At 72.2% G+C, this 23514-nt stretch carries 15 protein-coding genes and 2 pseudogenes; 10 read left to right on the top strand and 7 right to left on the bottom strand.

Annotated features, from left to right (window positions below; translation table 11 throughout):
* Positions 1–28: 28 nt before the first annotated feature.
* The 3 genes from HB370_RS30325 to HB370_RS30315 all read left to right on the top strand — a co-directional run bounded on the left by HB370_RS30325 (position 29) and on the right by HB370_RS30315 (position 6122).
* Entirely contained in the window at positions 29–3832 is a 3804-nt protein-coding gene (locus HB370_RS30325) for a GH92 family glycosyl hydrolase (RefSeq protein ID WP_208974457.1), read from the top strand.
* 192 nt (positions 3833–4024) lie between these two features.
* Positions 4025–5020, top strand: coding sequence for a dTDP-glucose 4,6-dehydratase (rfbB, locus tag HB370_RS30320; protein WP_030777626.1), 996 nt, complete (start codon positions 4025–4027; stop codon positions 5018–5020).
* A gap of 235 nt (positions 5021–5255) precedes the next feature.
* A complete protein-coding gene (locus HB370_RS30315; protein ID WP_030777624.1) occupies positions 5256–6122 on the top strand; it encodes an alpha/beta fold hydrolase in 867 nt (288 codons plus the stop codon).
* A 38-nt stretch (positions 6123–6160) separates the two neighbouring features.
* On the opposite strand, the gene HB370_RS30310 is transcribed toward HB370_RS30315, so the two are convergent.
* The 3 genes from HB370_RS30310 to acnA form a co-directional block, all read right to left on the bottom strand.
* Positions 6161–6748, bottom strand: coding sequence for an NAD(P)H-dependent oxidoreductase (locus HB370_RS30310; RefSeq protein ID WP_030777621.1), 588 nt, complete (start codon positions 6746–6748; stop codon positions 6161–6163).
* 66 nt (positions 6749–6814) lie between these two features.
* Positions 6815–7726, bottom strand: coding sequence for an NADP-dependent oxidoreductase (locus HB370_RS30305; RefSeq protein WP_030777619.1), 912 nt, complete (start codon positions 7724–7726; stop codon positions 6815–6817).
* A 474-nt stretch (positions 7727–8200) separates the two neighbouring features.
* Positions 8201–10918: an aconitate hydratase AcnA gene (acnA, locus tag HB370_RS30300; RefSeq protein WP_030777616.1), complete on the bottom strand. Its 2718-nt coding sequence runs from the start codon at positions 10916–10918 to the stop codon at positions 8201–8203.
* 405 nt (positions 10919–11323) lie between these two features.
* On the opposite strand from acnA, the gene HB370_RS30295 reads away from it, so the two are divergent.
* The gene (locus HB370_RS30295) at positions 11324–12139 is read left to right on the top strand and encodes a sulfite exporter TauE/SafE family protein (RefSeq protein WP_030777613.1); all 816 of its coding nucleotides are present in this window, start codon (positions 11324–11326) and stop codon (positions 12137–12139) included.
* A 123-nt stretch (positions 12140–12262) separates the two neighbouring features.
* Here HB370_RS30295 and HB370_RS30290 read toward each other — a convergent pair whose 3' ends face one another.
* Entirely contained in the window at positions 12263–14527 is a 2265-nt protein-coding gene (locus HB370_RS30290) for a helix-turn-helix domain-containing protein (protein WP_078637376.1), read from the bottom strand.
* Positions 14528–14931: 404 nt separating this feature from the next.
* Here HB370_RS30290 and HB370_RS30285 point away from each other — a divergent pair, with 404 nt between their 5' ends.
* Both HB370_RS30285 and HB370_RS30280 read left to right on the top strand, forming a co-directional pair.
* The gene (locus HB370_RS30285; RefSeq protein ID WP_030777611.1) at positions 14932–15660 is read left to right on the top strand and encodes a DUF4232 domain-containing protein; all 729 of its coding nucleotides are present in this window, start codon (positions 14932–14934) and stop codon (positions 15658–15660) included.
* 271 nt (positions 15661–15931) lie between these two features.
* The gene (locus tag HB370_RS30280) at positions 15932–17461 is read left to right on the top strand and encodes a UDP-N-acetylglucosamine 1-carboxyvinyltransferase (protein WP_030777609.1); all 1530 of its coding nucleotides are present in this window, start codon (positions 15932–15934) and stop codon (positions 17459–17461) included.
* Positions 17462–17612: 151 nt separating this feature from the next.
* On the opposite strand, the gene HB370_RS30275 is transcribed toward HB370_RS30280, so the two are convergent.
* Positions 17613–18275 (bottom strand): TetR/AcrR family transcriptional regulator, encoded by a 663-nt coding sequence (locus tag HB370_RS30275; RefSeq protein WP_030777607.1) that lies wholly within the window; start codon positions 18273–18275, stop codon positions 17613–17615.
* A gap of 131 nt (positions 18276–18406) precedes the next feature.
* Here HB370_RS30275 and HB370_RS30270 point away from each other — a divergent pair, with 131 nt between their 5' ends.
* Entirely contained in the window at positions 18407–19369 is a 963-nt protein-coding gene (locus HB370_RS30270; protein WP_030777605.1) for an alpha/beta hydrolase, read from the top strand.
* A 131-nt stretch (positions 19370–19500) separates the two neighbouring features.
* Entirely contained in the window at positions 19501–20265 is a 765-nt protein-coding gene (locus HB370_RS30265) for an NAD(P)-binding domain-containing protein (protein WP_030777603.1), read from the top strand.
* Positions 20266–20597: 332 nt separating this feature from the next.
* Here the strand turns inward: HB370_RS30265 and HB370_RS30260 are convergent, their stop codons facing one another.
* Both HB370_RS30260 and HB370_RS30255 read right to left on the bottom strand, forming a co-directional pair.
* Positions 20598–21203 carry a lytic polysaccharide monooxygenase gene (locus HB370_RS30260; protein ID WP_030777601.1) on the bottom strand — a complete coding sequence of 202 codons (606 nt, stop codon included), beginning with the start codon at positions 21201–21203 and terminating at the stop codon, positions 20598–20600.
* 162 nt (positions 21204–21365) lie between these two features.
* Positions 21366–21596 (bottom strand): annotated as a pseudogene (locus HB370_RS30255) (LysR family transcriptional regulator); the annotation flags it as partial.
* Positions 21597–21625: 29 nt separating this feature from the next.
* Here HB370_RS30255 and HB370_RS30250 point away from each other — a divergent pair.
* Both HB370_RS30250 and HB370_RS30245 read left to right on the top strand, forming a co-directional pair.
* Positions 21626–21826: pseudogene (locus HB370_RS30250) on the top strand (hypothetical protein); the annotation flags it as partial.
* 225 nt (positions 21827–22051) lie between these two features.
* The gene (locus tag HB370_RS30245; protein ID WP_030777594.1) at positions 22052–23422 is read left to right on the top strand and encodes a cellulase family glycosylhydrolase; all 1371 of its coding nucleotides are present in this window, start codon (positions 22052–22054) and stop codon (positions 23420–23422) included.
* Positions 23423–23514: the final 92 nt, after the last annotated feature.

The raw sequence follows: 23514 nt of genomic DNA, 5'->3' as shown, positions 1-23514 counted from the left end.
GAAGGGGCGCAGGAGGGGAAATCCGTAGATGCAGCGGAGAACTCGGCACAGATGGGGTCCGGCGGCCGTCCTCACGGCCGCCTTTGTCATGGCCGTCGGCGCGCAGGGCGCGGCGGTCGCCCTGCCGGCCCGGCCCGCGGTGCCCGACCGGGAGTTCGCGTCCTCGTTCGAGGCGGGCGAGCCGGCGCCGGACTGGCTGAACACCGTGGACACCGGCCCGGACGGGAGCAAGCGGGCGGCGGGCGTCGACGGCGGCTACAGCACCGGCATCCCGGGCAATGTGACCGACCATGTCACCGAGGTCCGGGCGGGCGGCGAGAACGCGGGCGCCGGCGAGGTCAAGGAGAACCTGGCCGACGGCGAGCCCGGCACCAAGTGGCTGACCTTCGAGCCGTCCGGCTGGGCGGAGTTCGACCTGGACAAGCCGGTCGGGCTCCGGACGTACGCGCTCACCTCGGCCAACGACTACGCCGAACGCGACCCGAGGGACTGGACCCTGAAGGGCTCCGCCGACGGCACGCACTGGACGACGCTCGACACCCGATCGGGCGAGACCTTCTCCGAGCGGTATCTGACCAAGTCGTACGACCTGGCCGAACCGGCCGTCTACCAGCACTTCCGGCTGGAGGTGACGCGCAACAACGGCGCCCCGGACATCCTCCAGCTCGCCGATGTGCAGTTCTCCACCGGAGGCGGCGGCGGGCCGGTGCCGCAGGACATGCTGACCCTGGTGGACAAGGGTCCCAGCGGCTCCCCGACCGCCAAGGCGCGGGCCGGTTTCACCGGGAAGCGTGCCCTGCGCTACGCCGGCCGGCACACCGCGGACGGCCGCGCCTACTCCTCCAACAAGGTCTTCGACGTGAACGTGCGGGTCGGCCGCGACACCGAGCTGGCGTACCGGATCTTCCCGTCGATGGCCGACGGCGACCGCGACTACGACGCCACCAACGTCAGCGTCGACCTGGCCTTCACCGACGGCACCCACCTCAGCGACCTGGGCGCCCTGGACCAGCACGGCTTCCCGCTCTCCCCGCGCGGGCAGGGCGCGTCGAAGGCGCTGTACGTCAACCAGTGGAACAACGTGGCCGCGCGGATCGGATCGGTGGCGGCCGGGAAGACCGTCGACCGGATCCTGGTGGCCTACGACTCCCCGGACGGCCCGGCGAAGTTCCGCGGCTGGCTGGACGACGTGTCCCTGAGGCCGGTGGCGCCCGCCAAGCCGAAGGCACACCTGGCGGACTACGCGCTGACCACCCGGGGCACCCACTCCAGCGGCAGCTTCTCGCGCGGCAACACCTTCCCGGCGACCGCCGTGCCGCACGGCTTCAACTTCTGGACGCCGGTGACCAACGCGTCCTCGCTGAGCTGGCTGTACGAGTACGCGCGCGCGAACAACGCGGACAACCTGCCGACGATCCAGGCGTTCAGCGCGAGCCATGAGCCGAGCCCCTGGATGGGCGACCGGCAGACCTTCCAGGTGATGCCGTCGGCCGCGGCCGGCACCCCGGACACCGGCCGCGAAGCACGCGAACTGGCCTTCCGGCACGAGAACGAGACCGCGCGGCCCCACTACTACGGGGTCCGGTTCGAGAACGGCCTCAAGGCCGAGATGACGCCGACCGACCACGCGGCCGTGCTGCGCTTCACCTACCCCGGCGACGACGCGAGCGTGCTGTTCGACAACGTCACCGAGCAGGCCGGGCTGACCCTCGACGAGGAGCACGGGCGGGTCACCGGTTACTCGGACGTGAAGTCGGGCCTGTCCACGGGCGCCACCCGGCTGTTCGTGTACGGCGAGTTCGACAAGCCGGTGACGGACGGCGCGGCGAGCGGGGTGAAGGGCTATCTGCGGTTCGCCGCGGGCGCCGACCGCACCGTCACCCTGCGCCTGGCGACCTCGCTGATCGGCGTCGACCAGGCACGGGAGAACCTGCGCCGGGAGATCCCTGCGGGCACGTCCTTCGACACCGTGAAGGCGCGCGCCCGGCACGCCTGGGACGAACTGCTCGGCAAGGTCGAGGTGGAGGGCGCGAGCGAGGACCAGCTGACCACGCTCTACTCCGGTCTGTACCGGCTGTACCTGTACCCCAACTCCGGCTTCGAGAAGGTGGACGGCAAGGACCGCTACGCCTCCCCGTTCTCCCCCATGCCGGGCCCGGACACCCCCACGCACACCGGCGCGAAGATCGTCGACGGCAAGGTGTACGTCAACAACGGCTTCTGGGACACCTATCGCACCACCTGGCCCGCCTACTCGTTCCTGACGCCCACTCGGGCCGGGGAGCTGGCCGACGGGTTCGTGCAGCAGTACAAGGACGGCGGCTGGACCTCCCGCTGGTCCTCCCCGGGCTACGCGGACTTGATGACCGGCACCTCCTCGGACGTGGCCTTCGCCGACGCCTACGTCAAGGGCGTGAAGTTCGACGCGAGGGCGGCGTACGACGCGGCCGTGAAGAACGCCACCGTCGTCCCGCCCGCGCCGGGCGTGGGCCGCAAGGGCATGGCCGTCTCCCCCTTCCTCGGCTACACCCCGACCGACACCCACGAGGGCCTGTCCTGGGCGATGGAGGGCTACGTCAACGACTACGGCATCGCGAAGATGGGCGAGGCGCTGTACAGGAAGACGGGCGAGAGCCGCTACCGGGAGGAGTCGCGGTACTTCCTCGACCGCGCCCGCGGCTACGTGAGGCTGTTCGACGGCAAGGCGGGCTTCTTCCAGGGCCGGGACGCCAAGGGAGGCTGGCGGGTGGACTCCGCGAAGTACGACCCGCGGGTGTGGGGCCACGACTACACCGAGACCAACGGCTGGGGCTACGCCTTCACCGTCCCGCAGGACAGCCGGGGCCTGGCCAACCTGTACGGCGGCCGGCAGGGCCTCGCCGACAAGCTCGACGCCTACTTCGCCACCCCGGAGACCGCCTCCCCGGACTACGTGGGCTCCTACGGCGGTGTCATCCACGAGATGACCGAGGCCCGGGACGTCCGGATGGGCATGTACGGCCACTCCAACCAGGTCGCGCACCACGTCCTGTACATGTACGACGCGGCCGGCCAGCCGTGGAAGACGCAGGCGTACGTGCGCGAGGCGCTGTCCCGGCTGTACACCGGCAGCGAGATCGGGCAGGGCTACCACGGCGACGAGGACAACGGCGAGCAGTCCGCCTGGTACCTGTTCTCCGCGCTCGGCTTCTACCCGCTGGTGATGGGCAGCGGCGAGTACGCCATCGGCTCCCCGCTGTTCAAGAAGGCGACCGTGCACCTGGAGAACGGCCGGGACCTGGTGGTGCGGGCCCCGCGCAACAGCGCGAAGAACGTCTATGTGCAGGGGCTCAGGGTCAATGGCCGCTCCTGGACGTCGACTGCACTCCCCCACTCGCTGCTGGCCAGGGGCGGGGTGCTGGACTTCGCCATGGGCCCGGAGCCGTCGGCCTGGGGCACGGGCGAGAACGCGGCGCCGGTCTCGATCACCCGCGGCGACCAGGTGCCCGAGCCCCGCTCGGACGTCCTCAAGGGCACCGGGGCGCTCTTCGACGACACCTCGGCGACGAGCGCGACGCTCACCTCCGCCGACCTGCCGGCCCCGGGCGCCGTACGGCCCGTCCAGTACACGCTGACCTCGGGGGCCGACCACACCACCGCGCCGTCCGGCTGGACCCTCCAGGGTTCCACCGACGGCACGACGTGGCGGACCCTGGACCACCGCACCGGTGAGACGTTCGCCTGGGACCGGCAGACCCGCGCCTTCACCATCGCCGCGCCGGGCACGTACAGCCGCTACCGCCTGGTCCTGGACGGCGGGTCGACCCTGGCGGAGGTGGAGCTGCTGGCCTGAGCGCACACCGGGTACGGCGGCCGGCCCGCCGGAGGAGCATCGCGGCTCTTCCGGCGGGCCGGTGTCGCGCGGGGCGGGGGCCCTTCGCCTGTGGGACCGGTGGCCGCCCATACTGCCTTCGAGGACCCGACCGGCCACAGGAGCACCGATGACACCACGCACCCCCGCCCGCACCGCACGGGAGGCGACGGCATGAGACTGCTGGTCACCGGCGGAGCCGGGTTCATCGGCTCGCACTTCGTGCGCACGCTGCTCGACGGCGGCTACCCCGGCCACGAGACGTCCCGGGTGACCGTCCTCGACAAGCTCACCTACGCCGGTCACCGGGACAATCTGCCCGCGGCGCACCCCCGGCTGGAGTTCGTGCGCGGTGACATCTGCGACCGGGAGCTGCTGGACCGGATCCTGCCCGGGCACGACGCGGTGGTGCACTTCGCCGCGGAGTCGCACGTGGACCGCTCGCTCCGGTCGGCGTCGGAGTTCGTGCGCACCAACGTGGCCGGCACCCAGACGCTGCTGGACGCCTGTCTCGCGGCCGGCACCGGGCGGTTCGTCCACGTCTCCACCGACGAGGTCTACGGCTCCATAGCCGAGGGCGCCTGGACGGAGGACCACCCGCTGCTGCCCAACTCGCCCTACGCCGCCTCCAAGGCGTCCTCGGACCTGCTCGTCCGCGCCTGTCACCGCACACACGGCCTGAACGTGTCGATCACCCGCTGCTCGAACAACTACGGCCCCCACCAGCACCCCGAGAAGCTGATCCCGCTGTTCGTGACCAACCTGCTGGAGGGCCTGCCGGTGCCGCTCTACGGCGACGGGCACAACGTGCGCGAGTGGCTGCACGTCGACGACCACTGCCGGGCCGTCGCGCTGGTGCTCGACCGGGGCCGGCCGGGCGAGGTCTACAACGTCGGCGGCGGTGACGCACGTACCAACCGCGAGGTCACCGACCGGCTGCTCGCGCTGTGCGGCGCCGACTGGTCGCGGGTACGGCACGTGCCCGACCGCAAGGGGCACGACCTGCGCTACGCCCTGGACGACAGCAAGATCCGCGAGGAGCTGGGTTACGCCCCGCGGATCCCCTTCGAGCGAGGGCTCGCCGACGTCGTCGCCTGGTACCGCGACCACCCCGGCTGGTGGAAGGCCGTCCGCTCCGCCCGGCACCCGGCGGACGGCGACGCCCGCTGAGCCGCCGGCCGGGTCCGCCGTACGGCCGCCCGCGCCGCACCGGCGCCGGATGCGGCCGCGATCGCGGGGGCGGCTTGGTAGAAAGGCATGTCCGCAGCATTCGTCACCGCACCGCTCGTCACCCCGCCGCCCACCACAGGAGGTACCCCCGGTGCAGGCCGTATCGTCGCCAGGGCTCACCCGTCCGGACTCCCCCACGCCCACCCCGCCGGACGACCCACCCGGCCCCCGGGAGCTGACGCTCGACGGCGGCGACGGCGTACGGCTGTCGGGGCTGCTCGCCGAACCCGGGGCGGGGCAGGCGCCCCGGGCCGTGGTGCTCGCCCTGCACGGCAGCGGCATGCGGGCCGGTTACTTCGACAACCGGGCGCGGCCGGGCCTGTCGCTGCTGGAGCTGGGCAGCCGGCTCGGCTGCACCGTGCTGGCGCTCGACCGCCCGGGCTACGGCGCCTCGGCCGCCGTACTGCCGGACGGACAGGATCTGGCCGGGCAGACCGCCACGCTCGGCGCGGCCCTGGCCGACTTCGCCGGACGGTGGCCCGTCGGCGCCGGGTTCTTCCTGCTCGCCCACTCCGGCGGCGGCCGGCTCGCGCTGTCCACCGCGGCGGCCGACGCCCTGCCGGCCCCGCTGATCGGGCTGGACCTGTCCGGGCTGGGCAGCGCCTTCGCCGTGCCGCCCGACCAGTTGCCCGGCGCCGGCGCGCCCGGGGCCTGGCGGCGGCACTGGGGGCAGCTGCGGCTGTACCCGCCGGAGGCCTTCCGGGAGGGGCAGCGGCTGGTGGCGCCGGTGCCGGCGACGGAGGCCGGCGAGACCCTGGCGTGGCCCCGGATGTACCCGGAGCTGGCGGCCCGGGTGCGGGTGCCGGTCCGGTTCACCTTCGCCGAGCAGGAGCAGTGGTGGCGCACCGACGAGGAGGCGGTACGGGCCCTGCTGGCGCCGCTCGCCGCGCCGCGTGCGGTGGTGGACCGGCTGCCCGACGCCGGGCACAACATCAGCCTCGGCTGGGCCGCCCGCACCTACCACCTGCGGGCCCTGGCCTTCCTGGAGGAGTGCCTGCTGGCCCACGCGGCGGCGCCGCCCACCCGTCCGCGCGCCGACTGACGGCGGCCCCGCCCGCCGGGCCACCCGGTGCTCCCGGATCAGCCGTCGTAGGGGCGGGCGGCGCGGCCCTCACGGAGCGTCAGGCCCCACCAGGCGAGCTGGTCGAGCAGCACGGAGGCGGCCTTGCCGACGCCGTCGGCGTCCTTGGGGCGCCCCTCCTCGTCGAACTGGCTCCAGGCCATGTGGAAGCTGACGGTGTCGCGCAGGGTGACGGCGTGCAGCTCGGCGAAGACCTGGCGCAGCTGCTCCACGGCCCGCTGGCCGCCGGCCATGCCGCCGTAGGAGACGAAGCCGACGGGCTTGGCCCGCCATTCGCGGTAGACGTAGTCGATGGCGAGCTTCAGCGAGGCCGGGTAGCCGTGGTTGTACTCGGGCGTGAGGACGACGTACCCGTCCAGTCCGCCGATGCGCTGGGCCAGACCGAGGGTGCCCTCCCCCGGCTCGGTGGTGTCCAGGGTGAGTTTCAGCTCCGCCACGAGCGCCGGCTCGGAGAGGTCGATGACATGGACGTCCATGTCCTCGCGGCGGCCGATCTCGGAGAGGAACCACTGGGCGACCTTGTCGGCGAACCGGCCGGTGCGCACGCTGCCGATGATGACGCCGATCTTGAGCGGGGGTGTGGACATGAGAGATCTCCTCGCAAGAGCGGAAGGAAGGAAAAGGAAGGAAAGGGGGGATGAGGCGGGCGGCGCTCAGCCGATGAGCAGGACGATCTTTCCGCGGCCGTGGCCGGTCTCCAGCTCGCGGTGCGCCTCGGCGGCCCGGGCCAGCGGCAGGGTCTTGCGGATGTGCACGGTGAGCTCGCCGTCGGCGACCAGTCCGGCCAGTTCGGCGAGCCGCCGCGCCGAGCGCATGCTGCGGATCCAGCGCACGCCCAGCTCCTCGTAGTCCTCGTGGGCGAAGACGGTGCCGACCCGGTCCTTGTCCTTGACGAGTTCGGCCGCGACCCGCAGGCCCTCGACACTCGCCGCGTCCAGGGCGGCGTCCACGCCCTCGGGCGCCGCCGCGCGGACCCGGTCGATCAGGCCCGCGCCGTAGGTGACCGGGACGGCGCCCAACCGGCGCAGGTAGGCGTGGTTCTCCTCGCGGCCGGTGGCGATCACCTTGGCGCCCCGGCCCACCGCGAGCTGCACGGCGATGGTGCCGACCCCGCCGGCGGCGCCGTTGATCAGCACGGTCTCGCCCTCGCCGACGCCGAGGATCTCGATCGCGGTGTGGGCGGTCTGGCCGGAGGCGGACAGGCAGCCGGCGACCTCCCAGGACAGCGCGGCGGGCTTGGGCACGATCTGGTCCGCGGGGACGACGAGGTACTCGGCGTAGGTGAGCTGGGTGCGGAAGCCCAGGACCTCGTCGCCGATCGAGAACCCGGTGACGCCCTCGCCGAGCGCGTCCACCACCCCGGCGAAGTCGCCGCCGGGGATGTGCGGCAAGGTGACGGTGAAGCCCGGCGGGACCCAGCCGGTGCGCACCGCGCAGTCGACGGGCTGGGTGCCGGCCGCCTTCACCCTCACCCGCACCTCGCCCGGCCCCGGTGCGGGCGTCGGCAACTCCATCAGCTCCAGGACCTCGGGCCCTCCGAACGCGCGGAACGCGACAGCCTTCATCGTTCAACCCCTCCTGACGGCACGACACTTCGGCTGACCGGCGGCCTGCGGCTCGCCGTCGCCGGCAACAGGACGAACGTAGAAGCTCAAGTCCGCTTGAGGTCAAGCGCCGACCGGGGCCACACCGGCCCCAGGGGCAACAGCGGGGGCCACCGGTACCACAGAGGCCCGCGCACGCTCCGGCAGGCGCGCGCCGGTATCACCCGGTCGGGCTAGGGGAACGGGTTGACGGGGTCGGCGGTGGCGGCGGTACAGTCGGGACACGGCCGATGACAACGATGTCGCGAGGCTCGGCGGTCACGTCGGCCGCGCGCCCCGACCCCCCTCTCCGGGCAGGTACCCGCCCCCTCGCCTGCCCGGCTCGCGGACCCGGTGCTCTCGGCCACCGGGTCCGCCCCGAGCAGGACGGCGAAGGGCCGCGCCCCCGGGTGCCGGGGACGCGGCCCTGTGCCGCTGACCGCTGTGCCCTGCCGCTTACTTGCGGATCAGGTTGCGCAGCACGTACTGCATGATGCCGCCGTTGCGGTAGTAGTCGGCCTCACCGGGGGTGTCGATGCGGACGACCGCGTCGAACTCCACACCGGTGTCGGTGGTGACCTTCACCGTGCGCGGGGTGCGGCCCTCGTTCAGCTCCGTGACGCCGGAGATGGAGAAGGTCTCCTCGCCGGTCAGACCGAGGGACTCGGCGGAGGTGCCCTCCGGGAACTGCAGCGGCAGGACGCCCATGCCGATGAGGTTGGAGCGGTGGATGCGCTCGTAGGACTCGGCGATGACGGCCTTCACGCCGAGCAGCGCGGTGCCCTTGGCCGCCCAGTCGCGGGACGAGCCGGAGCCGTACTCCTTGCCGGCCAGGACGACCAGCGGGATGCCGGCGGCCTGGTAGTTCTGCGAGGCGTCGTAGATGAAGGAGACCGGCCCGCCGTCCTGCGTGAAGTCGCGGGTGTAGCCGCCCTCGGTGCCCGGCGCGATCTGGTTGCGCAGGCGGATGTTGGCGAACGTGCCGCGGATCATGACCTCGTGGTTGCCCCGGCGGGAGCCGTAGGAGTTGAAGTCACGCCGCTCGACACCGTGCTCGGTGAGGTACTTGCCGGCGGGGGTGTCGGCCTTGATGGCACCGGCCGGGGAGATGTGGTCGGTGGTGACCGAGTCGCCCAGCTTGGCCAGGACGCGGGCGCCGGCGATGTCCTCGACCGGGGCCGGGTCCATGGTCATGCCCTCGAAGTACGGGGGCTTGCGGACGTAGGTGGACTCCGCGTCCCACTCGAAGGTGTCGCCGGTCGGGATCGGCAGCGACTGCCACTGGGCGTCGCCGGCGAAGACGTCGCTGTAGGACTTGGAGAACATGTCCTCGCCGATGGCGTTGGCGACGACGTCGTTCACCTCGGCCTCGGAGGGCCAGATGTCCTTCAGGTAGACCGGGTTGCCGTCCTGGTCGGTGCCCAGGGCCTCGCGGGTGATGTCCAGCTTCATGGAGCCGGCGATGGCGTAGGCGACGACCAGCGGCGGGGACGCCAGGTAGTTCATCTTGACGTCGGGGTTGATCCGGCCCTCGAAGTTGCGGTTGCCGGACAGGACCGAGGTGACGGCCAGGTCGTGGTCGTTGACGGCCTTGGAGACCTCCTCCGGCAGCGGGCCGGAGTTGCCGATGCAGGTGGTGCAGCCGTAACCGACCAGGTTGAAGCCGAGCTTGTCCAGGTACGGCGTGAGGCCGGCCTTGTCGAAGTAGTCGGTGACGACCTTGGAGCCCGGGGCCAGGGTGGACTTCACCCACGGCTTGCGGGTCAGGCCCTTCTCGACCGCCTTCTTGGCCACCAGGGCGGCGGCGACCATGACGTACGGGTTGGAGGTGTTGGTGCAGGAGGTGATGGCCGCGACCGTCACCGCACCGTGGTCCAGCTCGTAGGTGGTGCCGTCGGGGGCGGTCACCTGGACCGGGTTGCTCGGGGCGCCGTTCGGGGCGACGGCCGGGGCGTCGGAGGCCGGGAAGGACTCCTGGCCCGCCTCGTCCACGACGTCCACGTAGTTGCGGACGTCCTGCTTGAACTGCTCGGCGGCGTCGGCCAGGACGATGCGGTCCTGCGGGCGCTTCGGGCCGGCGATGGAGGGGACGACCGTGGAGAGGTCCAGCTCCAGCTTCTCGGAGAAGTCGGGCTCGGCGGCCGGGTCCAGCCAGAGGCCCTGCTCCTTGGCGTACGCCTCGACCAGGGCGACCTGCTGCTCGGAACGGCCGGTCAGGCGCAGGTAGTTCAGGGTCTCGTCGTCGATCGGGAAGATGGCGGCGGTGGAGCCGAACTCCGGCGACATGTTGCCGATGGTGGCGCGGTTGGCCAGGGAGGTGGCGGCCACGCCCTCGCCGTAGAACTCGACGAACTTGCCGACCACACCGTGCTTGCGGAGCATCTCGGTGATGGTGAGCACGAGGTCGGTGGCGGTGGTGCCGGGGCTCAGCTCGCCGGTGAGCTTGAAGCCGACGACGCGCGGGATGAGCATGGAGACCGGCTGGCCGAGCATGGCGGCCTCGGCCTCGATGCCGCCGACGCCCCAGCCGAGGACGCCGAGGCCGTTGACCATGGTGGTGTGCGAGTCGGTGCCGACCAGGGTGTCGGGGTAGGCCTTGCCGTCGCGGACCATGACGACACGGGCCAGGTGCTCGATGTTCACCTGGTGGACGATGCCGGTGCCCGGCGGGACGACCTTGAACTCGTCGAAGGCGGTCTGGCCCCAGCGCAGGAACTGGTAGCGCTCCTTGTTGCGGCCGTACTCCAGCTCGACGTTCTGCTTGAAGGCGTCGGTGGTGCCGAACTTGTCGGCGATGACGGAGTGGTCGATGACCAGCTCGGCCGGCGCCAGCGGGTTGATCTTCGCCGGGTCGCCGCCCAGCTCCTTCACGGCCTCACGCATCGTGGCGAGGTCCACGACGCAGGGGACGCCGGTGAAGTCCTGCATGATCACGCGGGCCGGCGTGAACTGGATCTCCTGGCTGGGCTGCGCCTGGGAGTCCCAGTTGCCGAGGGCGCGGATGTGATCGGCGGTGATGTTCGCGCCGTCCTCCGTGCGGAGCAGGTTCTCCAGCAGGACCTTGAGGCTGTACGGCAGCCGGGCCGAGCCCTCCACCTTGTCCAGCCGGAAGATCTCGTACGACTCGCCGCCCACCTGCAGCGTGCTGCGGGCGTCGAAGCTGTTCGCCGACACGACAGTCTCCTTCATTGATGTGCGCGTACCACCGTCAATCGTGCCGCCACGCCGGCTTGGCCGAACCAGTAAGGTCAGGCTAAGTTAGGCATGCCTTACCAGTGTGGCGACCGCGGTGCGCCTCGGCAGATATCTCGATGTCGAGATAACACTAGTACATGGGCGCGGCTGGGTCATGTCCGCACGCGCTCTCCTGTTCTGTCGCAGCGAAGGCTGAGCGCTCTCACCGACGGCTGGTGGCCGGGTTTCTTCCTCACCGGAGGTTGAGTGGCCCGCCCCGGCGGGGTCGATGCGCTGCCGGTCCTCGGAGGTCCGGACGAATCCTGAGCGGGCCCCAGGTGCCTTCGTCCGAAGGTGACGTCTCGTGGTAGCGGGTGCGGGTGGCTGCCAGCCAGGATGCCGGTCATGACCACCGACCAGAGCCTCGTTCCTCCCCGCTCCACGCGATCGGCCTCCGTGGTGTTCGGCGCGGGAGCGGGCGTCGGCCTGCTGGGCGGGATGATCGGGCTGGGCTGCGCGGAGTTCCGCCTGCCCCTGCTGATCGGTCTGTTCGGCTTCGTCGCGCTCTCGGCGGTCATCTTGAACAAGGCGATGAGCCTGGTGGTGGTCGTGGCGGCACTGCCCGCTCGACTGGGAGCCGTCCCGGCGGCCGAGTTGGTCGCACGCTGGCCCGTCGCGCTCAACCTGCTGGCCGGAAGTCTGGTCGGCGCGTGGGTCGGAGCGTCCTGGGCGGTGCGTATGCGCAGCACCACCCTCTACAAGGTGCTGGCCGCCCTGATGCTGCTCATGGCCGCCGCCCTGGTGGTCACGCACATCACTACCGTGGGCACGCTCGCGTTGCCACTGTGGGCGCAGGTGTCCTGCGGTGTTCTGGCCGGGTTCGGCATCGGAGCAGTCGCGGCGATCATGGGCGTGGCGGGGGGCGAGCTGCTGATCCCGACGATCGTGCTGCTGTTCGGGCAGGGCATCAAGACCGCGGGAAGCCTGTCCCTGCTCATCTCGCTGCCCACCATGCTCGTGGCCTTCGCCCGCTACAGCCGCGACGGCAGCTTCGCCGTCCTCGGCGCGAACCTCCGCTTCACCGCCACCTTGGCCGCGGGCTCGATCGTCGGCGCCATGCTGGGCGGGCTCATGCTCGGCGTCTTCCCCGACCTGGTCCTGGTCCCTCTACTGGCCGTGATCCTGCTGGCGTCCGCGATCAAGCTCACTCGTCACGGCTGACCCGCCGAAACGGCTGGGCGCTCAGCCTTCGGTGAGAACGCTCGACCTTCGCTGCGACAGGTCATCTCCGGCGGCGAGGGCCGGGCTTCCCGCGCGTAACCGCCCCCGGCCGGCGGCGGGACCTCAGGTGTCCGCGGTGCTCCGGCCGAGCGCGGCGAGCGCGGCGTCGGCCTCGGCCTGGCGCGGGCTCCTCAGTGCCCTCAGGTCGGCACGGGCGGCGACCAGCGTCTCCCTGGCCTCGGGGTGCCCCACGGCACCGAGCGCCCGGCCGAGGTCGAGCCGGGCCTGTGACGCCCAGGCCGGCATCTGCGCCGCCTCGAAGACGGCGAGGGCCTGCCGCAGCGGCGCCTCGGCCTCCCGCCAGCGTTCGAGGGCGGCCAGGTCGTTGCCGATCTGCTGCCGGGTGAACGCCTGGTACAACCCGATCAGTTCCTCGGTCCGGCCCGGCACCCCCGCGCGGCAGATCCGCTCGCTGCGCCGGTGGATGTCCAGGGCCTCGGCCGCCCGGCCGGTCTCGCGCAGCAGGGCGCCGAGGGTGTTGAGGACCGTCAGCTCGGCCAGCCGGGCCTGCGGGGAGGGGTGGGCGGCCAGGCGGCGGGCCGCGGCGCGCAGGCGCTCCCCGGCCTCTTCCGTACGGCCCAGCCGGCTGAGCGCGCCCGCGCCGTAGCCGAGCGCCCAGCCCTCCTGCAGCCCGTCCCCGCAGTCGCGGGCCGCCGCGAGCGCGGCGTCGGCGCTCGTCAGCGCGGCACGGGGGTCGTGGACGCAGAGGTTGTAGGCCCAGGCGAGGTAGTTGAGGTGAACCGCCTCCTCACGTCTGCTGCCCAGGGCACGGGCGGAATCGGCGGAGCGCCGGAACACCTCCACCCACTGCTCCCAGTGCTGGTTGAGGTCGGAGAACCAGTGCATCGCCTCCGCCGTGTCCAGGACCTGCCGGTACCGGCCCGCCGCGTGGGCCCGGCGCAGCGCGGCGAGCCACTGGGCCCGCTCGGCCTCCAGCCAGGCCCGTGCCTCGTCCCGGCCGGTGGGCGCCGTGTCCGGGTCGGGGTCCGCCTGCGGCCCGGTCCGTTCGTGGTCGACGTCGAAGTGCAGCGCGGCGGCGGTGGCCCGGCGCAGCATCCAGTCCGCGGTCCGGTCGAGGGCGGCGTCCCGGACCTCGGGGCCGTCCTCGGCGTCGGCCTGTTCGGCCGCGTAGAGCCTGAGCAGGTCGTGGAAGCGGTACCGCTCGGCGGCGGGGTCGCTCTGCAGCAGACCGGCGTCGGTCAGTTCCTCGGCGCGGGCGACCGCCTCGTCGTGGGACAGGCCGGCCAGCAGCGCGCCGGTCTCCGGGCTGAAGTCCGCCCCGGCGGCCAGCGCGGCGCGCCGCAGCAGGGTGCGGGTGTCCGGGGGGAGCTGACGGTAGGAGAGCGCGAAGGCGGCACGCACCCGCAGGTTTCCGGCCTGGAGTCCGTCCAGCCGCCGGCCCTCGGCGGCGAGGCGGGCGACGAGCTTGGCGAGGCGTTCGTGCGGACGGCTGAGGAGGCGCTGGCCGGCGATCCGGACGGCCAGCGGGAGGTGCCCGCACAGGTCGGCGAGGTCGCGGGCGGCCTGCGCCTCCGCCCGCACCCGGTCCGGGCCGATGATGCGGGTCAGCAGTTCCACCGCTTCCTCGCGCCGCAGCAGGGCCAGATCGGTGCGGTGCACGGACTCCAGGCCCGCCAGGGCGTGCCGGCTGGTGACGAGGGTCAGGGACGGGCCGGCGCCGGGCAGCAGGGGGGCGACCTGGGCCTCGTCGGCGGCGTTGTCCAGCAGCAGGAGCAGGCGCCGTTCGGCGGCCAGGGACCGCCACAGACCGGCACGGTCGTCCGTGCCGGCCGGCAGCGCGGCATCGGGGACCCCCAGCGCGCCCAGCAGCCGGGCCAGCGCGTCCCGGGGCGTGGTCGGTTCCGGGTCCATTCCGTGCAGGTCCAGGGCGAACCGCCCGTCGGGGAAGTGCGGGGCGAGGCGGTGCGCGGCGTGCACCGCGAACGCGGTCTTGCCCAGACCGGGCTGCCCGGCGACCACGCTGACCACCGGCCGGTCCTCGGCGGTGTCCCGCGCCAGGTCCAGCAGCCGGGCGAGGGCCGGGCCGCGCGCGGTGAAGTCCCGGATGTCGCGCGGCAGGGCCAGCGGGCCGGGGCCGGCCGGTCCGGTGTCCGGCCGGGGGCGCGGACGGCCGAGCGCGGCGGCCTCCTCCAGGCCCGCCGCCTCGTCGTCGTCCAGTCCCAGCGCGTCGGCCAGCGCCCGCACGGTACGGCGCTGCGGTCCCCGGGTACGCCCGCGTTCCATGTCCGCCAGCGCCCTGACACTCACCCCGGCGGCGTGCGCGAGGGCTTCCTGGCTCAGTCCGGCACGGGCCCGCAGCCGGCGCAACCACGGCCCGAAATCCCCGCCGGACGGCGTGCCGTGGCTCTCACTGGATGGCGTGCCGTGACCCTCGCTGGATGGCGTGCCGTCGCGCACCGTCGATGTCCCCGTTCGTCCGGCTCGTCCGGTTGCGAGCGCCCGGCAGAAGTATGGCCGACGGTACTTCTGCCGGGGGAACCGCCTGGGCGGCACAGACCGGAAGTGATCGACTGAAGGCCGACGCGGAACGGTCGACGGCTTCGGGGGCGCACACGCTCCCGACCGGCCCGGACCACCCACCGTCGACGGACAAGACCACGTACCACCGGCACACGACCGCGCACCACCGGCATATCGACCGCGCACCACCGCATCACGACCTCGGCCGACGGCACCGCGCCGCGGCTCCGCATTCTCCAGGGGGAACCTCCATGAACACTCCGCGTCATCGCTCCGCGCTGCTCGCCGTCGCGGGCACGGCTCTCGTCCTCTCCCTCACCGCCTGCTCGAGCGACGGGGACACCACGTCCTCGGCCACTCCCGAGGCCACGGTGGCGGCGACCGTGGCGGCGACCGAGGTGACCGCCCAGCCGGCCGGCGAGAAGGGCACCGGCACGTCCGGGGCGACGGGTTCGGCCGGCTCGGCGCGCTCGACGGGGTCGAAGGACTCCGCGGGCAAGACCGGCTCCAGCGGCTCTTCCGGCTCGGCCGGCACCACCGGCGAGCGGGCCTCCGACTCCGCCCCGCTCTGCACCGCGGGGAACCTCACCGTCAGCGCCGCCACGCAGGACGGTCCGCCCTACACCCACATCGTCCTCACGGCGAAGAACACCTCCTCCCACGCCTGCCGGCTGACGGGCTTCCCGCACATCCAGTTCCTGGAGAGCCACAAGCAGGACGTTCCGGCCGTCGCCAAGAGCAAGCCGGCCGCACCGGTCGTGCTCACGGCAGGAGCCCCGGCCTACGCCCTGGTGAAGCTGTCGGACGGCGGAATCGACGAGGACGCCGAGCCGGTGTCGGCGTTCTCCGTCATGCTGGAGGGCGACCCCACGGTCATCGCCGTGACCGCGCCCGGCAGCGAGGGCATCGCCGTCGACCCGGCCAAGGCGCTCACCGGCTACTGGACCCCCGAACTGCGCGAAGGCGCGGACGATTTCTGAGTCCCGGCACCGGCGCTCGCCCTTCGCCGCGAGAGATACGGCACACGGCCGGCCCTCGCGGCGGAGGGTGCGCCTCCCACAGCGCCCCCCCACGCGGCCCCGACGCGGCTCCCCCATGGCTCCCCCGCGGCTCCGACGGGCCTGCGTACGGACCCTTCCCACCCGGTGTGGCGGCCTCCCGTACGGCCGACCGGCTGACGCTGCGTCACCCCGTCACCCGAACAGACCCCCCTGGCGAGCGCCATCTCATATCTGAGATAGCCTCAAGGTCATGTCAGACGACTACCTCGTACGCATCGGCAAGCTCATCCGTGACGCCCGGCAGCACCGGGGCTGGACGCAGACGCAGCTCGCGGAGGCGCTCGGCACCAGCCAGAGCGCGGTCAACCGCATCGAGCGCGGCAACCAGAACATCAGCCTTGAGATGATCGCCCGAATCGGTGAAGCCCTGGACAGTGAGATCGTGTCCCTGGGTTACGCGGGTCCGATGCATCTGCGCGTGGTCGGCGGTCGCCGTCTGTCCGGCGCCATCGACGTCAAGACCAGCAAGAACGCGTGCGTGGCCCTGCTGTGCGCGTCGCTGCTGAACAAGGGGCGCACGGTGCTGCGCCGGGTGGCGCGCATCGAGGAGGTGTACCGCCTTCTGGAGGTACTGAACTCCATCGGCGTGCGGACCCGCTGGATCAACGACGGCGTCGACCTGGAAATCGTCCCGCCCGCCGAGCTGGAGATGGCGGCGATCGACGCGGAGGCCGCCGTGCGCACCCGCTCGATCATCATGTTCTTCGGCCCGCTGCTGCACCGCATGGACCGCTTCAAGCTGCCGTACGCCGGCGGCTGCGACCTGGGCACGCGGACCATCGAGCCGCACATGATCGCCCTGCGCCGGTTCGGTCTGGACATCGCGGCCACCGAGGGCCAGTACCACGCGCAGGTGGACCGCTCGGTCCGCCCGGACCGGCCGATCGTGCTGACCGAGCGCGGCGACACCGTGACCGAGAACGCGCTGCTGGCCGCCGCCCGCCACGACGGCGTCACGGTCATCCGCAACGCCTCCTCCAACTACATGGTCCAGGACCTGTGCTTCTTCCTGGAGGCGCTGGGCGTGAAGGTGGAGGGCATCGGCACCACCACGCTCACCGTGCACGGCGTGCCGAACATCGACGTCGACGTCGACTACTCCCCCTCCGAGGACCCGGTCGAGGCGATGAGCTTGCTGGCCGCCGCCGTGGTCACCGAGTCGGAGCTGACGGTGCGCCGGGTGCCGATCGAGTTCCTGGAGATCGAGCTGGCGGTCCTGGAGGAGATGGGGCTCGACCACGAGCGCAGCCCCGAGTACTTCGCGGACAACGGCCGTACGCGCCTGGTCGACCTCACGGTCCACCCCTCCAAGCTGGAGGCGCCGATCGACAAGATCCACCCCATGCCGTTCCCCGGCCTGAACATCGACAACGTCCCGTTCTTCGCGGCCATCGCGGCCACCGCGCAGGGCAAGACCCTCATCCACGACTGGGTCTACGACAACCGCGCCATCTACCTGACCGACCTCAACCGCCTCGGCGGCCGGCTCCAGCTGCTGGACCCGCACCGGGTCCTGGTCGAGGGCCCGACCCGCTGGCGCGCGGCCGAGATGATGTGCCCGCCGGCCCTGCGCCCGGCGGTGGTCGTCCTGCTGGCGATGATGGCGGCGGAGGGAACGTCCGTGCTCCGCAACGTCTATGTCATCAACCGCGGTTACGAGGACCTCGCCGAGCGCCTGAACTCGATCGGGGCGCAGATCGAGATCTTCCGGGACATCTGATACGCCGCTGCCGCCGCACTCCGTCCGACCTGCTGTTCAGCGGATCGGACGGGGTGCGGCGGCATTTCCGGGACTTCTCCGGGACTCTGCGCCGGCGGCGGGCCCTCCGGTCGCGCTCCGACCCGGCCTCCGGACGGCCACCCGGCGCCTCTCACTCCGGTGCGGCCGTCCGGGCTTCGATCTGGGCGAGTTGGGCGGTGAGGATCTCTTCGAACGCGGCGCGGCGGTCCGCTGCGAGGGGGCGGACGTCGCGGGCGAAGTGGGCCAGGGCGGGGAAGCGTTCGGGGTCGGCGCCGAGCACGGCGACGCGGAACTGCTCCATGCCCTGTTCGTACTCCTCGGGGGTGATGGTGCTGATGCCGGCCTCGGACGAGATCAGCGCGACGAGGAGGATCACGATGCGGTGGTAGCGCGCCGGGACCTCCTCGTCGGGCAGACCGGACGTGCGCAGGGCCTGGAGCACTTCCTCCATGACCAACCGGGATCCGGTGCCGCCGGACCCGTAGCGTCCCCAGACCGCGGCGAGTTGGGGTTGCTCGCCGAACGCCTCGCGCAGGCGCAGGGCAAGGGTGGTGATGCGCTGCTTCCAGTCGCCCTCGGGGCGGTAGCCGTCCATCGCGGCCAGCAGGATCCGGTCGGCGACCGCGCGCAGCAGTTCGGTCTTGTTGCGGAAGTGCCGGTAGAGGCTTGAGGAGTCGGTCCCGAGCGCCGCGGCGAGCCTGCGGACGCTGAACGACTCGGCGTCGCCCGCGCTCAGCAGTTTCGCCGCCGTGTCCAGGATCTCCTCGGTCGACCATCGCCTTCGGCCAGTCATCTCGCCCCTCTCGTCAACTCCCAGCCTAGTCCATGCACTTGCCTGTGCACGCGGTGCGTGCACAATGAGGGCAACGCGCTGTCCGACCGCGACGACACGCCCGGCATCCGACCGGGAGGAAAGAGGGAGACATGAGCGAGACCACTACCGCCGTACGGCCGCCGGAGCCGGACTTCTCGACGATCACCGCCGAGGAACTGCGCGTCTACCGTGAGGCCGAGAACCGCTTCCGGGCCTCCGGCGCGGCGCGGGCGATCCTCGGCGAGCCGGACCCCGGCGCCTCGGTCGTCTGGCAGGAGATCGCGCTTCCCGGCCGCGACTTACCGGTCCGGGTCTACCGGCCGGCCCCGGCCGGGGACGACGACGCCGCGGCCCGCACCGGCCTGCCACTCGTGGTCCATGTGCACGGAGGCGGGTTCGTGGGCACGGCCGCGCAGTGCGACTGGACCAACAGCCACCTCGCCGTTCGACTGCCCGCGCTCGTCATCTCGGTCGAGCACCGCCTTCTCGCCCCGGACAGTCCGCTCGCGAACGCGGCCGACGACGGTTGGGAAGTGCTCCAGCACGTGGTGCGGCATGCCGCGCGGTGGGGTGCCGACCCGGCGCGCACGGCCGTCTTCGGCGAGAGCTGCGGCGCGCTGATCAGCGCGCTGACGGCCGTCCGGGCCCGGGACGCCGGCCTGGCGCTCAGGGCGCAGGTGCTGGTCAACCCCGTGGTCGACGTGACCGAGACGATGTTCGACCATCCCTCGGTCGCCGAGTACGCGTACCGCCCGAGCCGGGCCCTGCCCCTCCTGCGGCTCGTCCGGCGGCTCGCCGTCCCGCCGGGGACCGACGCCAGGGCGGTCTCTCCGCTGTACGCGGACGACCTGAGCGGGCTCGCCCCGGCACTCGTCGTGGTACCCACTCAGGACGCGGTCGCCGACCACGGCCGCCGCTACGCCGAGCGACTGCGCGCCGCCGGAACCGATGTGCGGCTCTCCGAATACCCGGGCGCGAAGCACGCGTTCCTCACCTTGCCCGGCGTGGAGCCACAGGCCGAGGCCGCCCAGGCGGAGATCCTCCGGTTCCTGCGCACGGCTCTGGATCGGTGACGAAGGGGCGATGACGCCCCGCCCCGGGACCCGGCGGCCCGACGGCCTCCGGCCGCACGAGCCTGCCCGGCGCCCCCGGGTCCCACTGCCCCGCACGACAGCAGCGACGTCACACCCTGGAGGACGGCACAGTGCAGCGCATCGGCATCATCGGAGTGGGCGAGATCGGCCGGGCCATGGTCGAGGGCCTGTGCGACGGAGGCGGCACGTCACCGGAGGTCTTCCTCTCTCCCCGGGGAGCCCGCACCGCCGCCGAACTGTCCGAGCGCTTCGAGGGCGTCACCGTGTGCGCCGACAACCAAGAGGTGGTGGACCGCGCCGATGTGGTGTTCCTCGCGGTACGCCGCCAGGACCACCACAACGCCCTCGCCGGGCTGGCAGCGGACGACGGCAAGATCCTGGTCAGCCTGATCGCCGGGCTCGCCGCCGACGACCTGCGCCGAACCCTCGTCACCCGCGCCCCGATCGTCCGCGCCATCCCGCTGCCCGCCGTGCGCGAACGCCGTTCCGTCACCGTGACGTTCCCCTCGCACCCGGTGGTGGACTGCCTCTTCGAACGGCTGGGCGGAGCGCTTCCCGTCACGGACGAGGCCGCGTTCAACGTCTTCTCCGCGCTGACCGGGACGCTCACCACCCACTACGCCTACCTCGCCACGCTCACCTCGTGGGCCGCCGGCCACGGCATCGCCCCTGACATCGCCGACCGGTATGTGCGCGGCCTCTTCCAGAACGTCGGCCGTTCCCTGGGCGACGAGTCCCGCCCTCTGCACCGACTCGCCGCCGACCACGAGACCCCCGCCGGGAACAACGAGCGCATCCGCACCACCTGGTTCGGCCCGGCCAACACCGCGGCCCTCGAAGGTGCCTTGGACGGCCTCCTCGCCGACCTGGGGTGAAAGCCCGCCCACCGCCCTGGGACTGATCGGCGAGGTGATCTCGCCCACCGGATCAGGGACTTGTACGCTCCGGCGTTACACGGAGGGGCGCCGAAGGCCGAAGCGGGGATGAGGAGCCGGCACGGCGAGCGGGGGGCGAGCAGGAGACCGACCGGTCCGCATCGGATGCCGTCGGCAACGGTACGGCACCGTCGGCGGTCAACGGCCTGGATTCCCTGTCCGGGCCCGCGCCTGAGGGGCGGGCCCGGACAGGGACTTCGCGCCCGGCCCGGGGCCGGTGGTTCAGGGGCGCCGCCGGGACCGGCAGCGCTCCGGGGTTGCCGGGGACCGGGTCAGAACGTCACGTCCGAGCAGGCGTAGAACGCGTTGCCCGTGTCGGCGATGGTCCAGACGCCGAGGATGACGTGGTGGCCGCTCAGCCCGGTCGGCAGGGTGCCGCTGTGGCTGAGGGTGGCCGGCGGCTGCTTGCCGCCGTAGGGGACGGTAAGGAACGGTGTGGTGTTCAGGTCGGCGCGGGTCAGGGCGTGGCCCTGGTTCCAGCCCTGCTTGGTGACGTAGTACCGGAAGTCGGTTGTCGCGTGCCGGGCCTCGAACTGCCAGCGGAAGGTGTAGCTCTGGCCGCCGGTGACCTTGGTGGTGGGCCACTCCGCACCCCTGGGGGTGCGGGCGCCGTCGAGCTGGCTGAACCGGGTCTCGCCGCCGGAGCAGAGCTGCCCGTCGGCGGGTCCGCCCGCCGGGAAGCCCTTGGGGCCCTCGACGCTCTGCGGCTCCCACTGGATCTCGCCGCAGCCCCGCACCGTGCCGTCGGCGCAGAGCAGTTGCCTGCTGATGGGGAGGTCGGTGTAGCCGTGACCGCTGGCACCGCCGGTGGACAGTACGAAGGCGCCGGCGGTGGCGAGGCCTAATACGGCCGCGTACAACTTGCCCTTGGTGCGCATGTAGCCGCTCCTCGGAACGCGTGGGGAGTTGATCGAGCCGAACCGTGCGTTGGTCTAGACCAACACCCAGGCTATTGCGGCCACCCAGACATGTCCATACCAATGCAGTGGTGATGGCGCCGCTCGCCGTCCGGGCCGGCGTCGTCCGGGACTCGCGGCTGCTCAGCGGCGGTACGCGGCTGTCGCGGTCTCGATGAAGGACCGGATCAACGGGTTGCTGTCGCTCTCGTTCCACACCGCCACCACCCGGCTCGGCGGCATGTCGGTCAGCGGCACCACGGCCAGTTCCGCGGGCAGGTCGTGTCCGAGCGGGGCCAGACCGACCGTGCCGTTCCACAGCACGGCCTGCGGGCATTCCTGGACGGTGCGCACCACTGGTCCCCGGCGCGGTCTTCGCTCCCGCCCCGGAAGTGGTCGTACGACGAGAGGCCGGCCGCCGCAAGCAGGGCTACGGCGGTCCCTGGACGGTCGGCCTCGACCGGGCCCTGCGCGAGCACACCCCGCGCCGTGGGCTCTGGCTGGACACATCGCACCAGACGCCCGACCGGACCGTGGACCAGATCCTCGCCGGCCTCGCCACGGCGCACATCGCCGGCCCCGTGCGTCCGACAGCGGATCGCTGAGGACACCTCGTCATCGCCGAGCCGTCCTCACCCGGGAGCGGCACCACCGAACAGACGCCCCGTCCACTGAACTCCCGCTAAACTTAACCGGTTTTGCTCAGATGGTTGTCTCTCTCAATTTCTCGCCCTAGCCTCACCGCGACACCACGTCCGGCTGCGGAATTCCGACCGGTTCGCGCATGCCCTCGCGTCCCGGCCGTACGCGCCACGTTCTGGGGAGCAGAGATGAGAAAGAGACTGGCCACCGCGGCGGGAGCGTTGCTGGCCTTCGCCGCCTCACTACTGGCCGCACCGTCCTCCGCACAGGCACAGGCACAGGCACAGGCACAGCCGCAGCCGCAGGCCCAGGCGGCCCCGGGGTTCCACGTCGCCGGGGGCCGGCTGCTGGACGCGAACGGCGAGGACTTCGTCCTGCGGGGCGTCAACCACGCGCACGCCTGGTACCCCACCAGGACGGCGCGGGCGCTGAAGGACATCAAGGCCCTCGGCGCCAACTCGGCGCGCGTGGTGCTCGCCACGGGTGACCGGTGGACCAAGAACGACACCGCCGACGTCGCCGCCGTCGTCGCGCAGTGCAAGCAGAACCGGCTCGTCTGCGTCCTGGAGGCCCACGACACCACCGGCTACGGCGAGCAGGCCGGGGCCACCACCCTCGCCCGCGCCGTCGACTACTGGATCGGCGTCAAGAACGCGGTACAGGGCCAGGAGAAGTACGTCATCCTCAACATCGGGAACGAGCCGTACGGCAATTCCGGCTATGCGGCGTGGACCTCCGACACCGCGAACGCCCTCGCCCGGATGCGGGCGGCCGGATTCCGGCACACGCTCATGGTGGACGCCCCGAACTGGGGCCAGGACTGGTCCTTCACCATGCGCGACCACGCCGCCGAGGTATTCGCCGCGGATCCCGAGCGCAACACGGTGTTCTCCATCCACATGTACGGCGTGTTCAACACCGCAGACAAGGTCAGAAGTTACCTTGACCGGTTCATCTCGCAGCGACTTCCCCTCGTCGTAGGGGAATTCGGGAGCATGCACTCGGACGGCGATCCGGACGAGGACGCCATCATGTCCAGCGCGCGGCAGCTCGGTGTGGGCTACCTCGGCTGGTCCTGGAGCGGCAACGGCGGCGGTGTCGAGTACCTGGACATGGCCACCGGCTTCGACGCAGCGCACCTCACCGCCTGGGGTCAGCGCATCTTCTCCGGCGCCGACGGCATCCGGCAGACGGCCCGGGAGTCGGGCGTCTTCGGTGACGGCGGATCCGTTCCCGCGCCCGCGAGTTGCTCGGTCGACTACCGGCTCAGCGACTGGGGCACCTCGTTCAACGCGGACGTCACCATCCGCAACACCGGGACGACGGCCGTCAAGGGCTGGCAGCTCGCCTTCGCCTTCCCCGGGGACCAGAGGCTCGGCTCGGTCTGGAACGCCAAGGCCGTCCAGCAGGGCAGCGAGGTGAAGGCCACCCACGAGTCCTGGACGGAGACGATCCCGGCCGGCGGCTCCGTGAGCTTCGGGTTCAACGGCTCCTCCGGCACCGCCAACGGCGTACCGGCCGCCTTCAGTCTCAACGGCGCCGCGTGCGCGAAGGGCTGACCCGGCAGACAGGCAGATCCGGCATCCCTGCACGCCGACGGGCCGCGTCCGCTGGGGACGCGGCCCTTCCGCACGCCACCGGTTCACGGGCC

Source organism: Streptomyces sp. DSM 40868 (assembly GCF_011820545.1).
Lineage (GTDB): Bacteria > Actinomycetota > Actinomycetes > Streptomycetales > Streptomycetaceae > Streptomyces > Streptomyces eurythermus.
This window is presented reverse-complemented; position numbering and strand designations above follow the sequence as displayed.

Excerpts from the sequence above, each read along its gene's own strand:
- HB370_RS30325 (WP_208974457.1), top strand. The coding sequence starts at position 29 with ATGCAGCGGAGAACTCGGCACAGATGGGGTCCGGCGGCCGTCCTCACG.
- rfbB (WP_030777626.1), top strand. The coding sequence starts at position 4,025 with ATGAGACTGCTGGTCACCGGCGGAGCCGGGTTCATCGGCTCGCACTTC.
- HB370_RS30310 (WP_030777621.1), bottom strand. The coding sequence starts at position 6,748 with ATGTCCACACCCCCGCTCAAGATCGGCGTCATCATCGGCAGCGTGCGC.
- HB370_RS30305 (WP_030777619.1), bottom strand. The coding sequence starts at position 7,726 with ATGAAGGCTGTCGCGTTCCGCGCGTTCGGAGGGCCCGAGGTCCTGGAG.
- HB370_RS30295 (WP_030777613.1), top strand. The coding sequence starts at position 11,324 with ATGACCACCGACCAGAGCCTCGTTCCTCCCCGCTCCACGCGATCGGCC.
- HB370_RS30285 (WP_030777611.1), top strand. The coding sequence starts at position 14,932 with ATGAACACTCCGCGTCATCGCTCCGCGCTGCTCGCCGTCGCGGGCACG.
- HB370_RS30280 (WP_030777609.1), top strand. The coding sequence starts at position 15,932 with ATGTCAGACGACTACCTCGTACGCATCGGCAAGCTCATCCGTGACGCC.
- HB370_RS30275 (WP_030777607.1), bottom strand. The coding sequence starts at position 18,275 with ATGACTGGCCGAAGGCGATGGTCGACCGAGGAGATCCTGGACACGGCG.
- HB370_RS30270 (WP_030777605.1), top strand. The coding sequence starts at position 18,407 with ATGAGCGAGACCACTACCGCCGTACGGCCGCCGGAGCCGGACTTCTCG.
- HB370_RS30260 (WP_030777601.1), bottom strand. The coding sequence starts at position 21,203 with ATGCGCACCAAGGGCAAGTTGTACGCGGCCGTATTAGGCCTCGCCACC.
- HB370_RS30245 (WP_030777594.1), top strand. The coding sequence starts at position 22,052 with ATGAGAAAGAGACTGGCCACCGCGGCGGGAGCGTTGCTGGCCTTCGCC.